Origin of the sequence: Mycobacterium sp. E802 (genome assembly GCF_001666875.1) — a bacterium.
Classification (GTDB): domain Bacteria; phylum Actinomycetota; class Actinomycetes; order Mycobacteriales; family Mycobacteriaceae; genus Mycobacterium.
This window is the reverse complement of the sequence record NZ_LZJD01000002.1, coordinates 1-22,983: the sequence shown is the minus strand read 5'-3', so window position 1 is coordinate 22,983 and position 22,983 is coordinate 1. Positions and strand designations below refer to the sequence as shown.

The 22,983-nt window shown below is 66.8% G+C and carries 23 protein-coding genes; 16 read left to right on the top strand and 7 right to left on the bottom strand.

Annotated elements, in window-relative coordinates; all coding sequences use genetic code 11:
* Nucleotides 1-22 precede the first annotated feature (22 nt).
* The gene (gene tkt, locus A5699_RS00165; protein WP_067763660.1) at nt 23-2,113 is read right to left on the bottom strand and encodes a transketolase; all 2,091 of its coding nucleotides are present in this window, start codon (nt 2,111-2,113) and stop codon (nt 23-25) included.
* A 232-nt stretch (nt 2,114-2,345) separates the two neighbouring features.
* Between tkt and A5699_RS00160 the strand changes: the two genes are divergently transcribed.
* Both A5699_RS00160 and A5699_RS00155 read left to right on the top strand, forming a co-directional pair.
* Complete coding sequence (locus A5699_RS00160) at nt 2,346-3,278, top strand: heme o synthase (RefSeq protein ID WP_067763657.1); 933 nt, start codon at nt 2,346-2,348, stop codon at nt 3,276-3,278.
* Between the two features lie 51 nt (nt 3,279-3,329).
* Nucleotides 3,330-4,259: a DUF1254 domain-containing protein gene (locus tag A5699_RS00155; protein WP_197508149.1), complete on the top strand. Its 930-nt coding sequence runs from the start codon at nt 3,330-3,332 to the stop codon at nt 4,257-4,259.
* A 92-nt stretch (nt 4,260-4,351) separates the two neighbouring features.
* Here the strand turns inward: A5699_RS00155 and A5699_RS00150 are convergent, their stop codons facing one another.
* Nucleotides 4,352-5,326, bottom strand: coding sequence for a quinone oxidoreductase (locus A5699_RS00150; RefSeq protein WP_067763767.1), 975 nt, complete (start codon nt 5,324-5,326; stop codon nt 4,352-4,354).
* Nucleotides 5,327-5,358: 32 nt separating this feature from the next.
* On the opposite strand from A5699_RS00150, the gene A5699_RS00145 reads away from it, so the two are divergent.
* Complete coding sequence (locus tag A5699_RS00145) at nt 5,359-6,297, top strand: RimK family alpha-L-glutamate ligase (protein ID WP_067763651.1); 939 nt, start codon at nt 5,359-5,361, stop codon at nt 6,295-6,297.
* On the opposite strand, the gene A5699_RS00140 is transcribed toward A5699_RS00145, so the two are convergent.
* The 4 genes from A5699_RS00140 to mptB all read right to left on the bottom strand — a co-directional run bounded on the left by A5699_RS00140 (nt 6,294) and on the right by mptB (nt 10,697).
* The gene (locus A5699_RS00140) at nt 6,294-7,214 is read right to left on the bottom strand and encodes a heme A synthase (protein ID WP_197508148.1); all 921 of its coding nucleotides are present in this window, start codon (nt 7,212-7,214) and stop codon (nt 6,294-6,296) included. The two genes, A5699_RS00145 and A5699_RS00140, sit on opposite strands and share 4 nt — an antisense overlap.
* Nucleotides 7,215-7,312: 98 nt before the next feature.
* Nucleotides 7,313-8,095, bottom strand: coding sequence for an ABC transporter permease (locus tag A5699_RS00135; protein ID WP_067763645.1), 783 nt, complete (start codon nt 8,093-8,095; stop codon nt 7,313-7,315).
* On the bottom strand, nt 8,092-9,024 hold the full coding sequence (locus A5699_RS00130) for an ABC transporter ATP-binding protein (protein WP_067763642.1): 933 nt from the start codon (nt 9,022-9,024) through the stop codon (nt 8,092-8,094). Before A5699_RS00130 ends, A5699_RS00135 begins: the two co-directional genes overlap by 4 nt.
* Nucleotides 9,021-10,697 (bottom strand): polyprenol phosphomannose-dependent alpha 1,6 mannosyltransferase MptB, encoded by a 1,677-nt coding sequence (mptB, locus tag A5699_RS00125; RefSeq protein ID WP_067763639.1) that lies wholly within the window; start codon nt 10,695-10,697, stop codon nt 9,021-9,023. Before mptB ends, A5699_RS00130 begins: the two co-directional genes overlap by 4 nt.
* Before the next feature lie 116 nt (nt 10,698-10,813).
* On the opposite strand from mptB, the gene A5699_RS00120 reads away from it, so the two are divergent.
* From A5699_RS00120 to A5699_RS00060, 13 genes are all read left to right on the top strand, one after another.
* The gene (locus A5699_RS00120) at nt 10,814-11,626 is read left to right on the top strand and encodes a metalloregulator ArsR/SmtB family transcription factor (RefSeq protein ID WP_157561016.1); all 813 of its coding nucleotides are present in this window, start codon (nt 10,814-10,816) and stop codon (nt 11,624-11,626) included.
* Entirely contained in the window at nt 11,623-13,053 is a 1,431-nt protein-coding gene (gene sufB / locus A5699_RS00115) for a Fe-S cluster assembly protein SufB (RefSeq protein WP_067763636.1), read from the top strand. The genes A5699_RS00120 and sufB overlap by 4 nt, the downstream gene beginning before the upstream one ends.
* 15 nt (nt 13,054-13,068) lie before the next feature.
* The gene (gene sufD / locus A5699_RS00110) at nt 13,069-14,238 is read left to right on the top strand and encodes a Fe-S cluster assembly protein SufD (protein WP_369806636.1); all 1,170 of its coding nucleotides are present in this window, start codon (nt 13,069-13,071) and stop codon (nt 14,236-14,238) included.
* A complete protein-coding gene (sufC, locus tag A5699_RS00105) occupies nt 14,238-15,002 on the top strand; it encodes a Fe-S cluster assembly ATPase SufC (protein ID WP_067763630.1) in 765 nt (254 codons plus the stop codon). Before sufD ends, sufC begins: the two co-directional genes overlap by 1 nt.
* 1 nt (nt 15,003) lies before the next feature.
* The gene (locus A5699_RS00100) at nt 15,004-16,251 is read left to right on the top strand and encodes a cysteine desulfurase (protein WP_067763627.1); all 1,248 of its coding nucleotides are present in this window, start codon (nt 15,004-15,006) and stop codon (nt 16,249-16,251) included.
* 11 nt (nt 16,252-16,262) lie between these two features.
* Nucleotides 16,263-16,736: a Fe-S cluster assembly sulfur transfer protein SufU gene (gene sufU / locus A5699_RS00095; protein WP_197508146.1), complete on the top strand. Its 474-nt coding sequence runs from the start codon at nt 16,263-16,265 to the stop codon at nt 16,734-16,736.
* Nucleotides 16,733-17,074, top strand: a complete 342-nt coding sequence (locus A5699_RS00090; protein WP_067763621.1) for a metal-sulfur cluster assembly factor — start codon at nt 16,733-16,735, stop codon at nt 17,072-17,074. The genes sufU and A5699_RS00090 overlap by 4 nt, the downstream gene beginning before the upstream one ends.
* A gap of 82 nt (nt 17,075-17,156) precedes the next feature.
* Nucleotides 17,157-18,137: a hypothetical protein gene (locus A5699_RS00085; protein WP_067763617.1), complete on the top strand. Its 981-nt coding sequence runs from the start codon at nt 17,157-17,159 to the stop codon at nt 18,135-18,137.
* A 106-nt stretch (nt 18,138-18,243) separates the two neighbouring features.
* Nucleotides 18,244-18,936: a heme peroxidase gene (locus A5699_RS00080; protein WP_067763614.1), complete on the top strand. Its 693-nt coding sequence runs from the start codon at nt 18,244-18,246 to the stop codon at nt 18,934-18,936.
* A 117-nt stretch (nt 18,937-19,053) separates the two neighbouring features.
* Complete coding sequence (trxA, locus tag A5699_RS00075) at nt 19,054-19,428, top strand: thioredoxin (RefSeq protein ID WP_067763611.1); 375 nt, start codon at nt 19,054-19,056, stop codon at nt 19,426-19,428.
* 18 nt (nt 19,429-19,446) lie between these two features.
* The gene (locus A5699_RS00070) at nt 19,447-20,277 is read left to right on the top strand and encodes an enoyl-CoA hydratase (RefSeq protein ID WP_067763608.1); all 831 of its coding nucleotides are present in this window, start codon (nt 19,447-19,449) and stop codon (nt 20,275-20,277) included.
* 12 nt (nt 20,278-20,289) lie between these two features.
* Nucleotides 20,290-21,918, top strand: coding sequence for an ABC-F family ATP-binding cassette domain-containing protein (locus tag A5699_RS00065; RefSeq protein ID WP_067763605.1), 1,629 nt, complete (start codon nt 20,290-20,292; stop codon nt 21,916-21,918).
* A 107-nt stretch (nt 21,919-22,025) separates the two neighbouring features.
* The gene (locus A5699_RS00060; RefSeq protein ID WP_255378742.1) at nt 22,026-22,241 is read left to right on the top strand and encodes a helix-turn-helix domain-containing protein; all 216 of its coding nucleotides are present in this window, start codon (nt 22,026-22,028) and stop codon (nt 22,239-22,241) included.
* A 28-nt stretch (nt 22,242-22,269) separates the two neighbouring features.
* Here A5699_RS00060 and A5699_RS00055 read toward each other — a convergent pair whose 3' ends face one another.
* On the bottom strand, nt 22,270-22,860 hold the full coding sequence (locus A5699_RS00055; RefSeq protein WP_067763602.1) for a TetR/AcrR family transcriptional regulator: 591 nt from the start codon (nt 22,858-22,860) through the stop codon (nt 22,270-22,272).
* Nucleotides 22,861-22,983: the final 123 nt, after the last annotated feature.

Sequence of the window (22,983 nt, the reverse complement as noted above, 5' to 3'; positions counted from 1 at the left end):
GTTGCCTTCTCCTGTTCGTCTGTCAGTTGTCCAAGGATCGTTCCGCCGCGGCCGCCACGGCCTCGGGGGTGAAACCGAACTCACGGAACAGCGTCTTGTCGTCGGCGGAGGCACCGTAGTGCTCGATCGAGACGATCTCGCCGGTGTCTCCGACCAGCTTGTACCAACTCTGCGCCACGCCGGCCTCGACCGCCACCCGGGCTGAAACCGCCGGGGGCAGCACCGAATCGCGGTACTCCTTGGGCTGCGCTTCGAACCATTCGACACAGGGCATCGAGACGACGCTGGCGTTGATGTCCTTGTCCGCCAACAATTTTTGTGCCTCGACGGCAAGCTGCAGTTCCGAGCCGGTGGCGATGATCACCACGTCCGGATTCTCCTGGGGGGTGCCACCCAGGACGTAACCGCCGCGGGCCACGCCGTCGGCGTCGGTGCCTTCCAGCACCGGCACTCCCTGGCGGGTCAGGATGAAGCCGACCGGCCCGCTGCCGTTGCCGCGCGCGATGATGCTGCGCCACGCGTAGGCGGTCTCGTTCGGATCACCCGGACGGACCACGGCCAGCTGGGGGATGGCCCGCAGGGCGGCCAGATGTTCGATCGGCTGGTGGGTGGGACCGTCCTCGCCGAGGCCGATCGAATCGTGGGTCCAGATGTAGATGGTGTCGATGTCCATCAACGAGGCAAGTCGGACCGCGGGCCGCATGTAGTCGGAGAACTGCAGGAACGTGCCGCCGAACGCACGGGTGGGGCCGTGCAGCACGATGCCCGACAGGATCGACCCCATCGCGTGCTCACGGATGCCGAAGTGCAGCACCCGGCCGTACCAGTCCGCGGTGAAGTCGTCGGTCGAGATGGACGGCGGCCCGAACGACTTGACCCCCTTGATCGTGGTGTTGTTGCTGCCGGCGAGATCTGCTGAACCGCCCCACAATTCGGGCAGCTTCGGGGCCACGTCGTTGAGCACCTGACCGAATGCGGCGCGGGTGGCCACCGCCTTGCTGCCCGGCCCCCAATAGGTCAGGTCGGCATCCCAGCCCTCGGGCAGTTCCTGGGCCAGCAGCCGGTCGAGAAGCTTCTTGCGCTCGGGTTCGCGCTTGGCCCACGCGTCGAAATCGACCTGCCACTCGTCGTGGGCCTGCTTGCCGCGGCCGACCAGCTCCCGGGTGTGGGTGATGACGTCGTCATCGACCTCGAACGTCTTGTCCGGGTCGAAGCCCAGCACCTTCTTGGTGGCAGCCACCTCGTCGGCACCCAGGGCCGAGCCGTGCACGCCACCGGTGTTCATCTTGGTCGGCGCGGGGTAGCCGATGATCGTGCGGATCGAGATGAACGACGGCTTGTCGGTGACCTTCTTGGCCTCGGCGATGGCCGCTTCGATCCCGACGACGTTCTCGCCGCCCTCGATCTCCTGGACATGCCAGCCGTAGGCGCGGTAGCGGTCGGCGACGTTCTCGCTCAACGCGATGTCGGTGTCGTGCTCGATCGAGATGTGGTTCTTGTCGTAAAAGACGATCAGGTTGCCGAGCTGCTGGGTGCCCGCCAGTGACGACGCCTCACTGGTGACGCCCTCTTCGATGTCGCCGTCGGAGGCGATCACGTAGATGTAGTGGTCGAACGGGCTGGTGCCGGGCTTGGCGTCCGGGTCGAACAGGCCACGTTCGTAGCGGGCGGCCATCGCCATGCCGACCGCAGAGGCCAGGCCCTGGCCCAGCGGGCCGGTGGTGATCTCCACGCCCTTGGTGTGCCGGAACTCCGGATGGCCGGGGGTCTTGGAACCCCACGTGCGCAGCGCCTCGATGTCGGACAACTCCAAGCCGAATCCGCCGAGATACAGCTGGATGTAGAGCGTGAGGCTGGAATGGCCGCAGGACAGCACGAACCGGTCACGCCCCAGCCAGTGGGTGTCGCTCGGGTCGTGGCGCAACTGGCGCTGGAACAACGTGTAGGCCAGTGGCGCCAAGCTCATCGCCGTGCCCGGGTGGCCGTTGCCCACCTTCTGCACCGCATCAGCCGCCAGCACCCGCGCGGTGTCGACTGCGCGGCTGTCGAGGTCGGTCCAATCCTCGGGATGGTTGGGCTGGGTGAGAGCGGTGATCTCTTCGGCGGTGGTCACTAAGCTCACTTCCTCGTCGTCAAACTGCTGATAGGTGCGCGCAGTTGCCATGCTGCTACCTCAAACACCCTAGTGGGGCGGACTCATCCGATGCAGACTGGTTCGCACACCGATACCCGGTCGTTTACCCCGTCGCCGCCCTGAACAGACCCTGCGATTCTGAGGTTTTCGGGCGGCGGTCTACCATCGTCTGTAGTAGAAGCCGCGTGACGCCACCCGAGGAGTTATTTGCGTGAGCATTCGCGAGCGCCGGCTCATCAATGGGGCGCCGAGCCGAATACGGTCCACCTTCCTGTCGTATTTGGCGTTGACCAAGCCGCGGGTGATCGAGTTGTTGCTGGTCACCACCATTCCGGCGATGCTGCTGGCCGACCGCGGCACGATTGACCCGCTGCTGATCCTCAACACCCTGATCGGTGGCGGGCTCGCGGCGGCCGGCGCCAACACCCTGAACTGTGTGGCCGACGCCGACATCGACAAGGTGATGAAGCGGACCGCCCGTCGCCCGCTGGCCCAGGCCTCGGTGCCCACCCGGCACGCACTGATCTTCGGTCTGGTGCTGTCGGTGGTCTCGTTCTGCTGGCTGTGGTGGACGTCGAACCTGCTCTCCGGGTTGCTGGCGGTGGTCACCATCGCGTTCTACGTCTTCATCTACACGTTGATACTCAAACGCCGCACCTCACAGAACGTGGTCTGGGGCGGGGCGGCCGGTTGCATGCCGGTGATGATCGGGTGGTCGGCGGTGACCGGCACGATTCAGTGGCCGGCGCTGGTGATGTTCCTGATCATCTTCTTCTGGACGCCGCCGCACACCTGGGCCCTGGCCATGCGGTACAAGGACGACTACAAGGCGGCCGGGGTGCCGATGCTGCCCGCCGTGGCCACCGAGCGCGAGGTCACCCGGCAGATCCTGATCTACACCTGGGTGACGGTGCTGACCACGCTGGTGCTGGCCCTGGCCACCGGGTGGCTCTACGGCGCCGTCGCGCTGCTGGCCGGTGCCTGGTTCCTGATCATGGCCCACCAGCTGTACTCCGGGGTCAAGCGCGGTGAGCCCGTCAAGCCGCTGCGGTTGTTCCTGCAGTCGAACAACTACCTCGCGGTGGTGTTCTGCGCGCTGGCCATCGACTCGGCGCTCGCCCTGCCGACGATCTTCGGCAACTAACGCCCACCGCCCCGCGGCGAGTTGTGGCACGTTGGGGTGATGCCACAGTTGGTGAGCCCCGACAACTTCGCCCGCGCCGAATCCGACCGGTATTTCGCCGGCGCGGTTGCCGACGGTGGCTTCGGCCAGTTCTTCCACATCCGAGAACTGACCCCGATCGACCACCAGCTCGTGATCCGGCAGAATCGCGACACGCTCTATTCGGCAGCGGTGTTCGATCTCGATGCCGGTCCGGTCACCGTCGCGCTGCCCGACACCGCGGGCCGGTTCATGTCGCTGCAGGTGATCAGTGAGGACCACTACACCACCAACGTCGCCTACGCGCCCGCCGAGGTGACGTTCAGCCGTGACTCGGTGGACACCCGATATGCGATCGTCGCGGTGCGGACCTTGGTCGATCCGGGTGACTCCGACGACCTGGCCGCCATGCACGCGGTGCAGGACGCGATCGCGGTGTCGCAGGCAGATCCGGGATTCTTCGAGGTTCCGCAGTGGGATCCGGTCAGCCAGAAGACCGTTCGCGATGCGCTCGTCACATTGTCCACCACGCTGACGGACACCAAGGCAATGTTCGGCGCCAAGTACGAGGTGGACCCGGTGCGCCACCTGATCGGCTCGGCGTTCGCCTGGGGCGGCAACCCGGAACGCGACGCGCTCTACCAAACGGTGGTGCCGCCCCGAAACGACGGCGCGACCGTGCACCGACTGACCGTGAACGATGTTCCGGTGGACGGGTTCTGGTCGGTGACGGTGTACAACCGGGACGGCTATTTCACCTCGAACCCGCAGAACGCCTATTCGGTGAACAACGTCACCGCCGTCAAAGACCCCGACGGCGCCATCACGGTGCAGTTCGGCGGCAGCGGCGCGGGCAACGTGTTGCCGATCACCGACGGGTGGAACTACCTCGTGCGGTTGTACCGGCCGAGGTCCGAGATCCTCGACGGGTCCTGGACGTTCCCGCACGCCCAACCGCAATAGCCAGATCACACCGCTTTCCACGACAGGGCGGTTGACCGGTCGTCAGCACAGCCCTGAGGTGGAATTCGGCGTGGCTTTAAGGCTTCGAAAGCTCAGGGCACCAGCACGATCGAGCCGACGGTCTTGCGCCCCTGCAGGTCGGTGTGGGCCTGGGCGGCTTCGGCCAACGGATAACGCCCACCGACGGTGATGGTGATCGACCCATCGGCGATCGCATTGATCAGTTCGCCTGCCCGCCAGCAGAACTCGTCGGGAGTACGGGTGTGGTGGGCCAGTGTCGGCCGGGTCAAGAACACCGAGCCCGACGAGTTGAGCCGCTGCGGGTCGACGGGCGGCACGGGTCCGCTGGCGGCGCCGAACAGGGCCAGGGTGCCGCGCACGGCCAGGCTGGCCAGGCTGGCATCGAAGGTCGACGCACCGACACCGTCGTAGACTGCGGCCACCCCCACGCCGCCGGTGAGATCACGGATCTTGGCGCCGAACTCGTCGGGATCCTCAGGGTATTCGAGGACTTCGACGGCACCGGCCTGCCGGGACAGTTCGGCCTTCTCCGGTGTCGAGGCGGTGGTGATCACCCGGGTGCCGATGCTGGTGGCCCACTGGGTCAGGATCAGGCCGACGCCGCCGGCGCCGGCGTGCACCAGAATCGTGTCGTTCGGTTGCACGGCGTAGGTGGACTTGATCAGGTAGTGGGCGGTCATGCCTTTCAGCAGCGCCGAGGCGATCGCGTCGGGCGCCACACCTTCGGGCACATACGCGACGAAATCGGCTGGCGCGACACAGAAGTCCGCGTAGGCACCCGTCGCATTCGCGGTGACCACACGATCACCGACGGCCAGGGCGGCCACGTCGTCGCCGACGGCCGCGACAGTGCCGCACACCTCGGACCCGACGACGAACGGCAGCTCCCGCGGATACTGCCCGGATCGGAAATACGTGTCGATGAAGTTGACGCCGATGGCTTCGGCCTTGATCAGCACCTCGCCCGGGCCGGGGGACGGCTCGGAACGCTCGACGTAGCTCAGGACTTCGGGTCCGCCGGTCTCGGCAACTTCGATGGCATACACGCCATCCATCATCCACACCTATCATCGCGGAGGTGAAGCTCGCCCGTCCGGATGTGTTCCATCCCCGCATCGTGTTGGCCGGCTGTGCGGCCTTGCCGGAGGGCGACGGCGACGACGCCGGCCTGATCGCGGCTCTGCGTCACCGCGGGCTCCACGCCCGCTGGCTGCCGTGGGACGATCCGAGCACGCTCGAGGCGGACGTGGTGATCTTGCGGGCCACGTGGGATTACGCCGAACGTCTCGACGAATTTCTGGCGTGGGCCCGGTCGGTGCGCCACCTGATCAACCCGGTGCAGATCGTGCAATGGAACACCGACAAGCGCTATCTCGGCGACCTGCAGCGCATGGGCGTCCCTGTCGTGCCCACGCGATATTTCGCGGCCGGCGAGCGGGTCAGCCTTCCTGACGGCGAGTTGGTGGTGAAGCCCGCGGTGGGTGCCGGTTCCGCCGGGGTGCAGCGGTTCGTGGAGGCATCGGAGGCGCTGGCGCACGCGGCGGCACTGCAAGCCCACGGCCGCGCGGTGCTGGTGCAGCCGTACGACCCGCGCATCGCCGACGGTGAGACGGCGCTGGTGTTCCTGGCCGGTGAGGAATCCCACGCGTTCACCAAGGCGCCGATTCTGCCGCCACCCGGGCAGATTCCCGAATTCGAGGAGACCGGCACCTACGCGCAGGAATCGTTGTCACCGGCCGATCCTGACGACGAAGTCTGGGAGGTCGGTCGCCGGGCGCTGGACGCAGTGAGGCGGTCGTTCGATCTGGATCGTGCGGATCTGGTGTATGCCCGGGTCGATGTGATCGGCGGCCCGGCAAATCCCCGTCTGCTCGAACTGGAATTGGTCGAGCCGTCACTCGGGTTCGGTCAGCTCGGTCAGGCAGAACGCGCCGAGGCCGAGCGGCGGTTCGCCGTGGGCATCGAAGGGGCGTTGGAGCGCCTGGGCCTCGGCCCGCTGTCGCACCGGGCTTTCTAGCCCGACGTTTTCTGCTCTGACGCCGGCGTGACCCGCTCACGCATCGAAGCCCACAGTGCGGCAGTGGCCGCGGTACAGACGGCCGCGCCGGCGACGTGCACCGCGACCAGCGCTGCCGGAACCCCGGTGTAGAACTGCACGATCCCGACGAGCCCCTGCCCGCACACCACCACCAACAGCACGGCGAGACGGATCATCACCGCGCGGGGCGCGCGCACCGCGGCGAGCGCGAAGCCCAGCGCGACGATCAGCGACAGGTAGGCCACCAGCAGCGACGAGTGCATGTGGACCAGCGTGGTGATCTCGACCTGCAGCCGCGGGACCACGCGATCGAGGCTCTTGTCGCCGGCATGCGGGCCGGCGCCGGTGGCCAGGGTGCCGGTCACCAGGACCGCCGCCAGGATCACCGCGCTCAGAACGGTCAACTGGCGCAGCGGTTTCGGTACGGTCTCGGTCGGCGCACCGGTATCGGGCTGGCCGATCTTGACGAACAGCAGAACGGCGAGCCACACCATCGCCATGGAGGCCAGCAGGTGGATGGCCACCGTCCACCACAACAGGCCGGTGCGTACCGTGATGCCGCCGATGATCGCCTGGACCACGGTCGAGGCCGGCATCAGCCAGGCGTAGATCAGCACCTCGCGGCGCCGCCGGGCGCGCGTGACGGCCAGCACGGCGGCGATGGCGGTCAGGACGACGAGAAAGGTGATCATCCGGTTGCCGAACTCGACCACCTGATGCACGACAGCGACCTCGGCGTGCGGCACCGGGGTGAAACTGCCGGGGAAGCACTGCGGCCAGGTCGGGCACCCGAGGCCGGACGCGGTGACACGGACGATCGCTCCGGTGACCGAGATACCGCCTTGGGTGAGGATCACCAGGAACGCGATCACCCGCTGGGCCCGAAGGCTCGGCATGGGCAGCAGGTCGACCAGTCGCTGGAACGCTCTTCCGACGGGCACGGCCTGATCGTAGTTGATCAGGAACTACAGCCCGTAGTAGGGGCGGTGCCGGATCAGGTGAACCGGAACCACCGCAAGGCGGCCGCCGCGGCCACCGCGCCCCAAACCGCCAGCACGGCCAGGCCGAACCAGTCCACCGACACCGTCATGGCCTGGGTCAGGGCTTCGGTGAGGGCGCCCGACGGGGTCAGCCGGGCTGCCCACCGCAGGGCCGACGGCACCGGGCCGCCGTCGATGGTGAGCGCGCCGAGGCCGGCAAAAACGAACCACAACAGGTTCGCCAACGCCAGCACGATCTCGGCCTTGAGCGTGCCGCCGAGCAGCAGTCCCAACGCGGCGAAGGTGGCGGTACCCAATGCGATCACCACCGCACCCAGCGCCAACCCCACCGGCGATGGGCGCCACCCCAGCGCAAAACCGATGGCCCCCAACAGGATCGCCTGCAAGAACACCACGGTCACCACCGCCAGCGACTTGCCGACGATGATTCCCCAGACCGGAAGCGCCGTGGCACCGAGCCGTTTGAGGGCGCCATAACGACGGTCGAACGCCACTGCGATGGCCTGTCCGGTGAACGCCGTGGAGATCAGGGCCAGTGCCATGATGGCCGGGGTGAACGTGGCAGCGCGGTGATCGCCGAACGATCCCAGTGGCAACAGCGTCAACCCGACCAACAGCGTGATCGGGATGAACATCGTCAACAGCAGCTGTTCGCCGTTGCGCAGCAACAGCTTCAGCTCCAGCCCGAACTGGGCGGCCAGCATGGCCGGCACCTTCGCCGGACGCGGGTCCGGCGAAAATGTTCCGGGGGCGAATCGGTTCGGCGCGCCGGTCATGACCGCAGCTCCCGTCCGGTGAGGTCGAGGAATACATCTTCGAGGCTGCGCTGCTCCACCCGCATGCCGGTGGCCAGCACATTGAGCCGCGCGCACCAGGCCGTCACCGTGGCCAGCACCTGCGGATCGATCTGCCCCTCCACCAGGTACTCCCCGGGAGCCGTCTCGACAGCCTTGTAGCCCTCGGGAAGGGCGGCGGTCAGCAGGGACAGGTCGAGCTTGCGTGGCGCGTTGAACCGCAGCTGGTTCTCCGCGCCGCTGTGGGTCAGCTCGGCCGGTGTACCGGTGGCGACGGCCACCCCGTGGTCGATGATCACGATCCGGTCGGCCAGTTCTTCGGCCTCGGCGAGGTGGTGGGTGGTCAGCACGACGGTGACACCGTCACGGCGCAGCGCATCGATCAACTCCCACACCACAATTCGGGCATGCGCGTCCATTCCGGCGGTGGGTTCGTCGAGGAAAACCAGCTCGGGCCGGCCGACCACGGCGCAGGCCAGGGCCAGCCGCTGCTGCTGGCCGCCCGAGAGCCGGCGGTACGTGGTGCGGGCCGACTCGGTGAGTCCAAGCGTGTCCATCAGCCAGGACGGATCGAGCGGATCGGCGGCGTAGGAGGCGACCAGCTTGAGCATCTCGCCGGCGCGGGCCGCGGGGTATCCACCGCCGCCCTGCAGCATCACCCCGATCCGTTCGCGCACCCGGGCGTTGTCGGCGACAGGGTCCAGGCCGAGGATCTCGACCCGGCCGTCGTCCGGGCGGATGAATCCCTCACACATTTCGACGGTGGTGGTCTTGCCGGCGCCGTTGGGGCCCAGGAGCGCCAACACCTCGGCGCGTTGCACCTCGAGGTCCAGGTTTGACACCGCTGTGGTGGAACCGAAGCGCTTGGTTACGCCGCGCAGCAGCACTGGATGGTCGGAACGCGAGGTCACGGGGATTCAGCGTAGGCGTCGGGAGACTGGGCCGGTGTCGGCGGTGGGCTTGTGTCCCGCCGAGGTGACGCGCGCCACGGCAACCGGCGCCAGGTCAGCCCGATCAGGATCAGCACGATCACGGTGCTGGCCAGGGTGGCCATCACGATCTGGAACAGCGTGAACCGGTCGCCGTTGGCCGTCGGACCGAAGATGCCGACCACCAGCGTGATCGCGATCGTCGAGCCGCGGAACCCGGGCCGTGTCGCCCAGGCCGCCAACGGGATCACCGCCCACAGCAGATACCACGGCTGCACCACGGGAAACAGCAAAATGGTGCCGCCGAGGGCGACGCCCAGGCCGCCGACAGGGTGCAGTCGGCCGCGCAGCACGGCCAGCAGCAGCCAGCTGACCAGGATCGCGATCAGGAACACGCCGATCGCGCGGGTCAGCGCGAGTACCGCGGTGGTGTGGTCACCCAGTCCGAGCAGGATTCCGACCTGGCCGGTACCGAGCGCCAGCAGCGTCGGCGGGGACATCCAGCTGCGCACCACGTTGGCGGTGCCCAAGGTGGACAGCCAGCCGAAGCCCAGCCCGCTGGCCCAGCCGATCAGAGCCATCACCGCCAGCGAGATCACGCCGAGCGGGACGCTCGCGGCGAAAAACGCCTTGACGGTGCCGCCGAGACGCCAGGCCAGCGCCATTGCGACAAAGCCGAGAGCCAGCAGGGACGGCAGTTTGACCTGCGAGGACAACGTGATCAGCACGGTGCCTACGGTCAGCATCGCGGCCGGATACCAGCGCTGCCAGTCCACACGGGTGTGGGGCCAGGCCAGCGGCCGGGGGATGATCGCCGCCGCAGCATCGATGCCGCGGAGCGCAAACTCCGTACCGGCCAGCATCAGCCCGAGCATCAGGGCCTCGTTGTGGATTCCGGCTACCAGGTGCATGAACAACAGGGGATTGCAGGCACCCAGCCACAGCGCACTGACCTCGGCGACCCCGCAGCGACGGGCCAGCCGCGGCGTTGCCCACACGATGAGCCCGACGCCGAGCAACACCACGATCCGGTGGCACAGCACCGCCGCGACGATGTTCTCCCCGGTGAGTGCCGAGATGCTTTCGCCGATCCACAGGAACAGCGGCCCGTACGGGGCCGGTGTCTCGCGCCACAGGCTGGGCACCGACAACGTGAACACGTGGTCGAGGCCCAGGCCCGTGGCCGGGCCGACCTGGTACGGGTTGAGTCCGATGTAGCCGATTTCACTTTGCGCGAGGTAGGAGTAGACGTCCTTGCTGTACATCGGCGGCGCGATGAGCAGCGGGATGGCCCACAACAAGAGGGTGCGGTCGAGTTGGCTGCGGGACATGCGTCGCGGGCCGAGTGCGAACCGGCCCAGCATCAGCCAGGCCAGCGCCATCATCACCGCACCCGTCGTGGTCATCGTCAGCGATACGGTCTGGATGCGCGAGGGCAGGTTGAGCAGCCGCACCCCGAATGTCGGATCCTGGACGACGGGACGGGCGCCGGCACCGAGGGCGCCGATCGCCATCAGTACGGTTCCGGTGGCCCCGAACAGCCGGGTCCGGCGTTGCGCGACGACCTCGGCAGGGTTCAGTGGTGACCCGACTGCCCGTTCATCGCCGTGCCACCGGGCGATCGATGAGCTGAAGGACGACAGGCGGCTTGCCATCAGGGCAGCCTAACTGCCGACCGAGGGGCTTTCCGTCGGGCAAGGGTGGCCCCGGTCACGTAAGGGTGCCCTTGCTAGAACCGACGGACGAATTCCGTCACAATGGTGTTGTGAAAATGCGTCGCGAGACGACGGGCCCAGTGTTGAGCCCGGTGCCGAACCCCGTTTCGACCGGTGTGCCCACACCGGTCAATGACGTGGTCCCGGCGTCTGACGGGCATACCCGCCGCGCGATCATTCACTTGCTGCTCGAGGGTCCCATCACGGCCGGCCAGATCGGTGAGCGGCTGGGCATTTCGGCGGCGGGTGTGCGTCGCCACCTCGATGCCCTGATCGAAGCCGGTGACGCACAGGCCAGCGCGGCCGCGGCGTGGCAGCACAGCGGTCGGGGCCGGCCGGCCAAGCGTTATCGGCTGACGGCAGCCGGGCGAGCCAAACTCGGCCACACCTACGACGACCTGGCCGTCGCCGCGATCCGGCAACTTCGTGAGATCGGTGGCGAGGATGCCGTTCGGACCTTTGCACGGCGGCGGATGGACACCATCCTGGCCGGCGTCACCGAAGGGTCCGGCGGGGTGGCCGAAACCGCCGATCGGGTTGCCGATGCCCTGACCAGGGCCGGATATGCCACCACCACGGCGCCGGTGGCCGGGCCCATCCACGGTGTGCAGATCTGTCAGCATCACTGTCCGGTATCGCATGTGGCCGAGGAATTCCCGGAGTTGTGCGAGACCGAGAGCGAGGCGTTCGCCGAGATCCTGGGTACCCACGTACAACGCCTGGCCACCATCGTCAACGGCGACTGCGCGTGTACCACGCACGTTCCCCTCGATGCCGAAGGCACCGAAAACGCCGGCACCACAACCAAAGTTCGGGGCACAGCCCGCACTCGGACGACCGCCACAATCAACCAAGGAGCGGCGACATGACCACCACGCCCGAAACGGCACTCACGCAGGAAGAGACCATCGCGTCGCTGGGCAAGTACGGCTACGGCTGGTCGGACTCCGACGTGGCCGGCGCCAGCGCACAGCGCGGGCTGTCCGAAGCCGTGGTGCGTGACATCTCGGCGAAGAAGAACGAGCCGGAGTGGATGCTGGAGTCCCGGCTGCGGGCGCTGCGCACCTTCGACAAGAAGCCCATGCCGAACTGGGGTTCCAACCTCGAAGGCATCGACTTCGACAACATCAAGTACTTCGTGCGCTCCACCGAGAAGCAGGCGGCGTCCTGGGAGGATCTGCCCGAGGACATCCGCAACACCTACGACCGGCTGGGTATCCCGGAGGCCGAGAAGCAGCGGCTCGTCGCCGGTGTCGCCGCCCAGTACGAGTCGGAGGTGGTGTACCACCAGATCCGCGAGGACCTTGAGGCCCAAGGCGTCATCTTCCTGGACACCGATTCAGGCCTGCGCGAGCATCCGGAGATCTTCAAGCAGTACTTCGGCACCGTGATCCCCGCCGGCGACAACAAGTTCTCGGCGCTGAACACCGCGGTGTGGTCGGGCGGTTCGTTCATCTACGTGCCGCCGGGCGTGCACGTCGACATCCCGCTGCAGGCCTACTTCCGGATCAACACCGAGAACATGGGCCAGTTCGAGCGGACGCTGATCATCGCCGACGAAGGCTCCTACGTGCACTACGTCGAGGGTTGTACCGCGCCGATCTACAAGTCGGACTCGCTGCACTCGGCCGTCGTGGAGATCGTGGTGAAACCCGGTGCGCGCGTTCGGTACACGACCATCCAGAACTGGTCGAACAACGTCTACAACCTGGTGACCAAGCGGGCCCGGGCCGAAGCCGGCGCGACGATGGAGTGGATCGACGGCAACATCGGGTCGAAGGTCACCATGAAGTACCCGGCGGTCTGGATGACCGGCGAGCACGCCAAGGGCGAGGTGCTCTCGGTGGCGTTCGCCGGTGAGGGCCAGCATCAGGACACCGGCGCCAAGATGCTGCACCTGGCCCCGCACACGTCGAGCAACATCGTGTCCAAGTCGGTGGCCCGCGGCGGTGGCCGGGCGTCCTACCGCGGCCTGGTTCAGGTCAACAAGGGTGCTCATGGCTCCAAGTCCAGCGTGAAATGCGATGCGCTGCTGGTCGATACGATCAGCCGCTCCGACACCTACCCCTACGTCGACATCCGTGAGGACGACGTGACGATGGGGCACGAGGCCACGGTGTCCAAGGTCAGCGAGGATCAGCTCTTCTACCTGATGAGCCGCGGCCTGACCGAGGACGAGGCGATGGCGATGGTGGTGCGCGGGTTCGTCGAGCCCATCGCCAAGGAACTGCCCATGGAATACGCGCTCGAGCTCAACCGGCTCATCGAGCTGCAGATGGAAGGCGCGGTCGGTTAAGTGACACAGAACAACGTGGCAGAGGCGGTTAAAGAAGGGGTGGCCGTCAATAAGGGCGAGCTATTCGCCTCCTTCGACGTCAATGCCTTCGAGGTGCCCGGCGGGCGCGATGAGCTGTGGCGGTTCACCCCGCTGAAGCGGCTGCGCGGCCTGCACGACGGGTCGGCGGTCGCCAATGGTGCCGCCGGTATCACCGTGACCGAGCGACCGGGTGTCACCATCGAGACCGTCGGCCGGGACGACAAGCGACTCGGGGAGGCCGGGGTACCGGCCGACCGCGTTGCGGCGCAGGCCTATTCGTCGTTCGAGACGGCCACGGTGGTGACCGTCAAGCGTGACACCGAGGTGGCCCAACCGATCGAGATCGTCATCGACGGACCCGGAGCCGGGAACGTCGGCTACGGCCACCTGCAGATCCGGGTCGAGGAACTCTCCCGGGCCATCGTCGTGGTCGACCTGCGCGGCAGCGGCACCTACGCCGACAACGTCGAGATCATCGTCGGCGATTCGGCCGGCCTCGGGTTGATCTGGATCGCCGACTGGGCCGACGACATGGTCCACGTCAGCGCTCACCATGCCAAGCTCGGCAAGGACGCGGTGCTCGGCCACGTCAACGTCACCCTCGGTGGCGACGTGGTGCGCACCTCGGCCACCGTGCGGTTCACCGGGCCCGGTGGCGACGCCAAGATGCTCGGCACCTATTTCGCCGACGACGGCCAGTTCTTCGAGTCCCGGTTGCTGGTCGATCACGCTGTCCCGCACTGTAAGTCGGATGTGCTCTACAAGGGTGCGCTGCAAGGGGATCCGGAGTCGAACAAGCCCGATGCGCACACGGTGTGGATCGGCGACGTGTTGATCCGGGCCGAGGCCACCGGCACCGACACCTTCGAGGTGAACCGCAACCTGGTGTTGACCGACGGCGCCCGCGCGGATTCGGTGCCCAACCTGGAGATCGAGACCGGCGAGATCGCCGGCGCCGGGCATGCCAGCGCCACCGGGCGTTTCGACGACGAGCAGTTATTCTACCTGCGCGCCCGCGGCATCCCCGAGGATCAGGCCCGGCGACTGGTCGTGCGTGGATTCTTCAACGAGATCATCGCCAAGATCGCCGTGCCCGAGGTGCGTGAGCGCCTCACCGAAGCCATCGAACGAGAACTAGCTATCACCGAATCGAGAACTGCGTAATGACCACACTGGAAATCAAGGACCTGCACGCATCGGTCTTCACGCCCGAGGGCGAAGAGGTGCCGATTCTCAAGGGCGTCGACCTGACCGTGAAGTCCGGCGAGACCCATGCGGTCATGGGCCCCAACGGTTCCGGCAAGTCGACGCTGTCCTACGCGATTGCCGGTCACCCCAAGTACACCGTCACCTCCGGCTCGATCACCCTCGACGGACAGGACGTCCTCGAGATGAGCATCGACGAGCGGGCGCGCGCGGGCCTGTTCCTGGCCATGCAGTACCCGGTCGAGGTGCCCGGGGTGTCGATGTCGAACTTCCTGCGGACCGCTGCCACCGCCGTGCGTGGTGAGGCCCCGAAGCTGCGGCACTGGGTCAAGGAAGTCAAGGCCGCGATGGACGAGCTGGAGATCGACTCGGCCTTCGGCGAGCGCAGCGTCAACGAGGGCTTCTCCGGCGGTGAGAAGAAGCGTCACGAGATCCTGCAGCTCGGTCTGCTCAAGCCGAAGATCGCCATCCTCGACGAGACGGATTCGGGTCTGGACGTCGACGCGCTGCGCATCGTGAGCGAGGGCGTCAACCGTTACGCCGAGGCCGAGCACGGTGGCATCCTGCTGATCACCCACTACACCCGGATCCTGCGCTACATCCGCCCGCAGTTCGTGCACGTGTTCGTCGGTGGCCGGATCGTGGAATCGGGTGGCCCCGAACTTGCCGACGAACTCGAAGAGAACGGATACGTGCGCTTCACCCAAGCCGTCGGAGCCTGATGTGACGGCCTCGGCGGAGACGGTGAATCTGGCCAGGATCAGAGCTGACTTTCCGATTCTGAACCGGGTCATGCGCGGCGGAAAACAGTTGGCGTACCTGGATTCCGGGGCGACGTCGCAGAAACCGCTGCAGGTGCTCGATGCCGAACGCGAGTTCCTCACCACGTCCAACGGCGCGGTGCACCGCGGTGCGCACCAGTTGATGGAAGAGGCCACCGACGCCTATGAGCAGGGCCGCGCCGACATTGCGTCGTTCGTCGGTGCCGAGCCGGACGAGTTGGTGTTCACCAAGAATGCCACCGAGTCGCTCAACCTCGTCGCATACGTACTGGGGGACAAGCGGTTCGAGCATGCCGTCGGCCCCGGCGATGTCATCGTCACCACGGAGCTGGAGCACCACGCCAACCTGATCCCGTGGCAGGAGCTGGCCCAGCGCACCGGTGCGACGCTGCGCTGGTATTCCGTCACCGAGGACGGTCGGATCGACCTGGACTCCCTGCAGCTCGATGAGCGCGTGAAAGTCGTTGCGTTCAGCCATCACTCGAACGTCACGGGCGCCATCGCCCCGGTCGCCGAGCTGGTGGCGCGGGCCAAGGCGGCGGGGGCGCTGACCGTGCTCGACGCCTGCCAGTCGGTGCCGCACCAGCCGGTCGATTTCCATGCGCTCGACGTCGGTTTCGCGGCGTTCTCCGGGCACAAGATGCTCGGTCCCACGGGTATCGGGGTGCTCTACGGCCGTCAGCAGCTGCTGAACGCCATGCCCCCGTTCATCACCGGCGGCTCGATGATCGAGACCGTCACGATGGAGCAGACCACCTACGCGCCGGCCCCACAGCGGTTCGAGGCAGGCACCCCGATGACCTCTCAGGTGGTCGGGTTGGCCGCTGCCGCACGGTATCTGAGCGACATCGGGATGGACGCCGTCGAGGCGCACGAAGCCGAACTGGTCGCCGCCGCGCTGGAAGGCCTCGGTGCGGTGCCGGGCGTCCGCATCATCGGGCCGCAGTCGATGGTCGGCCGCGGCTCACCGGTCAGCTTCGTCCTCGACGGGGTCCACGCCCATGATGTCGGCCAGGTGCTCGACGACGAGGGCGTCGCGGTGCGCGTCGGGCACCACTGCGCCTGGCCGCTGCACCGTCGATTCGGTATCGCCGCCACTGCCCGCGCCTCGTTCGCCGTGTACAACACCCTCGATGAGGTCGATCGGCTGGTGGCCGGAGTGAAGCGGGCTGTGGAGTTCTTCGCGTGAGAATCGACCAGATGTACCAGGAGGTGATCCTGGACCACTACAAGCATCCGCATCACCGCGGGCTGCGGGAGCCGTTCGCCGCTGAAGTGCATCACGTCAACCCCACCTGCGGCGACGAGGTCACTCTGCGGGTGGCGTTGTCGGAGGACAAGGAGACCGTCACCGACATCTCCTATGACGGCCAGGGATGCTCCATCAGCCAGGCCGCCACCTCTGTGCTCACCGATCAGGTGATCGGCCAGAGTGTCGGCGACGCGCTCAAGACGGTGGCGGCATTCACCGAGATGATTTCCTCACGCGGCAACGTGGAGGGGGACGAAGATGTACTCGGTGACGGCATCGCGTTCGCCGGTGTCGCCAAATATCCGGCACGGGTGAAATGTGCCTTGTTGGGTTGGATGGCTTTCAAGGCCGCGCTGGCGGAGGCCAGGCCATTGACAGATGAGCTGGCGGAGGCCGGCCACGACGTGGAGGACAAGCGATGAGCGAGGCTACGTCCGAAGAATTTCTCGCCGACGTCGAGGAGGCCATGCGCGACGTGGTGGACCCGGAATTGGGCATCAACGTCGTCGACCTCGGGCTGGTCTACGGCCTCAACGTCGAGCAAGGCGAGGAGGGGTCGGTCGCCCTGATCGATATGACACTCACTTCCGCGGCGTGCCCGTTGACCGACGTCATCGAAGATCAGTCACGCACGGCGTTGGTGGGTGCCGGTCTGGTCGACGAGATCAAGATCAACTGGGTCTGGAATCCGCCGTGGGGCCCGGACAAGATCACCGACGACGGCCGCGAGCAGTTGCGCGCGCTGGGATTCACCGTCTAGTCGCGAACGGCTCTCGATCGACCGACGCACTGTCGGTGTCCGGTGCTACCAATGTCGCCAGTAAGCGACAACGGAGGTGCACATGGCGGACAGTGCTGAGGTCAAGGTCATCGACGACCAGTTGGTGTTGGGGCCGGTTTCGGTCGGTTTCGAGCGGACCCTTCGTATCCCGGAGGTCGGATTGCACCCGTTGCCGCCGAGTGTGGGCTCGTTCCCGCTGCGCCGGGTGCAGGACTATCCCGATCGGGTACCGCCCGAGTGGTTGACGCACGGCGGTGTGATGCTGCCGATCTACCAACGCGAGGCGATGTGGCTGTCGTTCCACTCTGCCGAGCCCGCTGCGCTGCAGGTCGGCATCGGCAAGGTGTGTGCGATCAGTGGCGGCGGTTGGCAGGACCGGCTGGTCCAGGATTCCCAGAACTACGTCGCGCTGCCGGAGCAGCCGTGGCTCGACGGCATCAATGCCGGTGAGGGATTCATCCGCCAGTTCGTGGCGGTGCCGCTCGGGTCCGGGGCAACCGTCGAAGGTCAGCTGACCGGTCAGGAAATCCACGGCGGGGTGCAGCTGCGCGCCGTCGGGCTCACCCCCCAGGCGCTGCGGGCGTGGCAGGCCCGGCCGCGGTTCGACGACCTGATCCTGGAGGACAGCCTGTGCGACATTCTTCCGGTGCCATGTGGGGCACCGGACACGGGGCTGGGTGCCGGCGGCCGGATGCGCCAGGAGGTGTACGCCGACGACCGTCCGCTGTCGGATTACGACGAGGACCGCTCGTGGCGGGTGTTCGTGCATCTGTGCAGTGCGGCGCAGTGGACTGCCATCACCGGCGAGGTGCCACCCTCGACTCCGGTGGACCGCGACGCGTATGTCGCTGCCGGGCTGCCGTGGCTCGACTACTACGACGCCGATGCCGAGGACTTGCCGGCCCCGGACCCGCTGGCGAGCGTCAAGAGTGTGGGGGAGTGCTTCGGACACGACGAAAAGCCGTTCGTGCCGGTCGATTCCGCCAGCATCGTCACGCTCAACGGTGCGCCCGGGGACACCGTCACCGACGGGCAGTGGTAGCAGCCTGTGGATAACTGCGGCTCGACACCGAAATTTGTCGGCTCCCAGCGTTAGCTTCCGACTCAACCGGGAACGGTCGACGTTCCCCAGCCGGAAGGAAATTGAGATGCCGTCGGATGTTGAGAAATTGCTTGCAGCCTGCGATCGCGATCTGGGTGACCCGCAGCGCTGGTTCGCCCCGCGGGGCTACCCCGACTCGCTGGCGCTGTGCGTGATCGACGCGATCTATTCGCCCGGGGCGCGGTATGTCACGGTCGAGAAGATCATCGCGCGCTACCGCGGTTATCGCGGTGCCCAAGGCGCCGATCCGGAGACCGACGGTGCCGAGGAGCTCCTGCACAACATCGCCGAGGTGGGTGGGCCGGAGCAGTGGGCTTCCCAGATCGGAAACCGCAGGCCGACGTCCACCGCTGCCGGTGCCCCACTGAAGGCCGTGGCCCTGGCGAAGGTCGCGGAAATCCTTGTGTCCCTGGATGTCCGGAATGCCGAGGAGCTGCGGGCGGTCACTGCCGACGAGGGTCGCTGCGACGAGGTCAAGGCGGCCTGGTGTGCCGTACCGGGGCAACGGTCGGGCATCACCTGGGATTACGCCCGGATGCTGGCGCGGGTACCTGGCGTGAAGGCCGACCGGATGGTGCTCGGTTACGTCTGCCGGGAAGTCGGTGCAATCGATGCGGGCCGGGCCGCAGAACTCGTCCGCGCAGTGGCCGAGGCGCGTGGCTGGAATGTGATCGATCTCGACCATGCGATCTGGCGGTTCGAGTCGAAACGTCCCTACCAGCGCGACGTGCCGGCCTGACGATCGGGGCGGATAGCGCAGGCTTTCGGCGGGTATCCCGCCCGTCGAAAGCCTGCTGCCCGCTCATGTTGGCCATATGGTGGGAACAGGCCGTTACGCCCCGACGTTAGGACAATCGTGACTACGCAGGACATCACCACAGAACAGTTCGACAGCATCGTCAAGGACAACGAGATCGTGCTGGTCGATTTCTGGGCGTCGTGGTGCGGACCGTGCCGGGCGTTTGCGCCGACGTTCAAGGCGGCCTCGGAAAAGCACCCCGACGTCGTCTTCGCCAAGGTTGACACCGAGGCCGAGCAGGGGTTGGCCGCCGCGGCCGATATCCGGTCGATTCCCACCTTGATGGCGTTCAAGAAGGGTGTCCTGGTCTTCAACCAGGCCGGGGCGCTGCCGCCGGCAGCGTTGGAGGACGTGATTCAACAGCTCAAGAAGTTCGACGTCGAGGCGGCGTTAAAGGAACAGGCGGCTCAGGGCGACGCTGAACAGGTCTGATAACCGGCACGCGATAGCGTGCTGGGCGTGACTGCGCAAAACGAGTTCATACTGGTTGACCGGCCACGACCGGACGTGGCCCTGGTGACGCTCAACCGTCCCGAGCGGATGAACTCCATGGCGTTCGACGTCATGGTGCCGCTCAAGAGTGTCCTGGAAGAGCTGCGCTACGACAACAGCGTGCGCGTGGTGGTGCTGACCGGAGCGGGCCGCGGGTTCTCATCCGGGGCCGACCACAAATCGGCCGGGGCGGTGCCGCATGTGGCCGGGCTGACCCGCCCGACGTACGCGTTGCGGTCGATGGAGATTCTCGACGATGTGATTCTCGCCCTACGCCGGTTGCATCAGCCGGTGATCGCCGCGGTCAACGGGGCGGCAATCGGGGGTGGCCTGTGCTTGGCGCTGGCCTGCGACATCCGCGTCGCCGCCACGGGCGCCTACTTCCGCGCGGCCGGGATCAACAACGGGCTTACCGCCAGTGAGCTGGGCTTGTCCTATCTGTTGCCGCGGGCCATCGGCTCCTCGCGGGCGTTCGAGATCATGCTGACCGGCCGCGACGTGGACGCCCAGGAGGCGTCACGCATCGGCCTGGTGTCCGACGTCGTGGCCGAGGAGGTGCTGCTGGATACCTGCTACGCGATGGCCGAGCGGATGGCGGCGTTCTCCCGGCCGGGAATCGAGTTGACCAAGCGCACACTTTGGAGTGGACTGGACGCCGCTAGCCTGGAGGGGCACATGCAGGCCGAGGGCCTGGGACAACTCTTCGTGCGCCTGCTCACCGCAAACTTCGAGGAAGCGGTTGCTGCGCGCGCGGAGAAGCGTCCCCCGGCCTTTACCGACGAGAAATAGGAGGACCGCAGCGTGATCACCGCAACGGACCTGGAGGTCCGCGCCGGCGCGCGCACGCTGCTGTCCTTCGAGGGCTCGGCGCTGCGGGTGCAGCCCGGTGACCGGATCGGGCTGGTCGGGCGCAACGGCGCCGGCAAGACCACCACGATGAGGATTCTTGCCGGTGAAGGCGAGCCCTACGCCGGATCTGTCACCACGACCGGCGAGATCGGTTATCTGCCACAGGATCCCAAAGAGGGTGACCTCGACGTGCTGGCCCGCGACCGGGTGCTCTCCGCCCGCGGTCTCGACACGCTGCTGGCCGACCTGGAGAAGCAGCAGGTTTTGATGGCCGAGGTGGCCGACGACGCGGCTCGCGACAAGGCGGTCCGCAAGTACGGTCAGCTCGAGGAGCGGTTCTCGGCGCTGGGTGGTTACGCCGCCGAAAGCGAGGCCGGCCGGATCTGCGCCAGCCTCGGCCTGCCCGACCGGGTGCTGACCCAGCCGCTGCGCACTCTCTCGGGTGGTCAGCGTCGACGCGTCGAGTTGGCCCGCATTCTGTTCGCGGCGAGCGACACCGGTTCTGGATCGGCCACCACGCTGCTCCTCGATGAGCCCACCAACCACCTCGACGCCGACTCGATCGGCTGGCTGCGGGACTTCCTGCACAACCACACCGGCGGCCTCGTCGTCATCAGCCACGACGTCGACCTGCTCGACGAGGTCGTCAACCGGGTGTGGTTCCTCGACGCGGTGCGCGGTGAGGCCGACGTCTACAACATGGGGTGGAAAAAGTACCTCGACGCCCGCGCCACCGATGAGCAGCGTCGTCGCCGCGAACGTGCCAATGCCGAGAAGAAGGCCGGTGCGTTGCGGGCCCAGGCCGCCAAGATGGGCGCAAAGGCCACCAAAGCTGTTGCCGCCCAGAACATGTTGCGGCGCGCCGAGCGGATGATCGCCGAGCTCGATGCCGAGCGGGTGGCCGACAAGGTGGCCCGGATCAAGTTCCCCACCCCGGCTCCGTGCGGCAAAACCCCACTGGTGGCCAAGGGTCTCACCAAGACCTATGGGTCGCTGGAGATCTTCACCGGTGTCGATCTGGCGATCGACCGCGGCTCCCGCGTGGTGGTGCTCGGTCTCAACGGTGCCGGCAAGACGACCTTGCTGCGACTGCTCGCCGGCGCCGAGACTGCCGATGCCGGAGTGCTCGAGCCTGGGCACGGCTGCAAGATCGGGTACTTCGCCCAGGAGCACGACACCCTCGACAACGAGGCGACGGTCTGGGAGAACATCCGCCATGCCGCCCCGGACACCGGCGAGCAGGACCTGCGCGGGCTGTTGGGTGCGTTCATGTTCACCGGCCCTCAGCTGGAGCAGCCTGCGGGCACCCTGTCCGGCGGTGAGAAGACGCGCCTGGCACTGGCCGGTCTGGTCGCCTCGACGGCCAATGTGTTGTTGCTGGACGAGCCGACCAACAACCTCGATCCCGCCTCACGCGAGCAGGTTCTCGATGCGCTGCGCAGCTACCAGGGGGCGGTGGTGTTGGTGACCCACGATCCGGGTGCGGCCGAGGCACTCGACCCCCAGCGGGTCGTGCTGCTGCCGGACGGTACCGAGGACTTCTGGTCGACTGAATATCGCGACCTCATCGAGCTCGCCTGATCGCGAAACCTCAAGTACCACCGCATCTTCGGGGACGTCAATTAAGACGTTGGACAAATCTTCGCCCGGGTGTGTGGGCGGTTTCTACTGTGGGTAACCGTCGGGACATCACGAGCGTGGAGATGTCGATGAGGGATATGAACAAGAATCGCGACGAACTGCTGACCGAACTGCGCAAGGCGTATGAGGGGGGCGCCAGCATCCGCTCGCTGGTGGCTTCGACCGGGCGTTCCTACGGTTCGATTCACAGCTTGCTGCGTGAGTCGGGGACGACGATGCGCAGCCGCGGCGGACCCAACCACCGCGCCCGATCCAGGGCGTGAGGATCAGCACCGCTGTGCGGTAGTGGATTCAGGCTTCCGCGGCCAGTCCGTGCGCGTCCGGCTGGCGCACGCTGGCCTCGACCAGATCCAGGACAGCGGTGAGGTTCTTCGGATCCTCGCCCGAGGCGATCCGGGCCACGAGGCCGTCGAGCACCAGGTCCAGATAGATGTGCAGGACTGCGCTCGGTACGTCATCACGCAGGCGTCCGGCCTGCTTCTGCCGACGGAGACGCTCGGTGATGGCGGCGTCCAGTTCGGCCGATCGCTCCGCCCAGCCCTGGTGAAAAGCCGGATCGTTTCGCAGTTTTCGGGCGATCTCGAGCCGGGTGGCCAGCCAGTCGAACTGCTCGGGTGCGGCCAGCATGTTGCGCATCACCTGGATCAGGCCTTCGCGTGCGGCCACGTCGGCCATGCGCTCAGCGTCTTCGCGGGCCAGTTCGAAGAACAAGGTGTCCTTGTCCTTGAAATGGTGGAAGATCGCGCCGCGCGACAGCCCGATGGTTTCTTCGAGCCGCCGCACGGTCGCACTCTCATATCCGTACTGACCGAAGCAGCGCCGGGCGCCGTCGAGGATCTGACGGCGCCGGGCCGCGAGATGGTCGTCCGTCACCCGGGGCATTCAGACCACTCCTCGCGCAAGCGCCGGTCGCGGCGCTGTCCCTTACCTGCTTCGGTCAGTCCGGTCAGGATTACTTCGACTTCAGCATGTTGCGCAGCACATACTGCAGGATGCCGCCGTTGC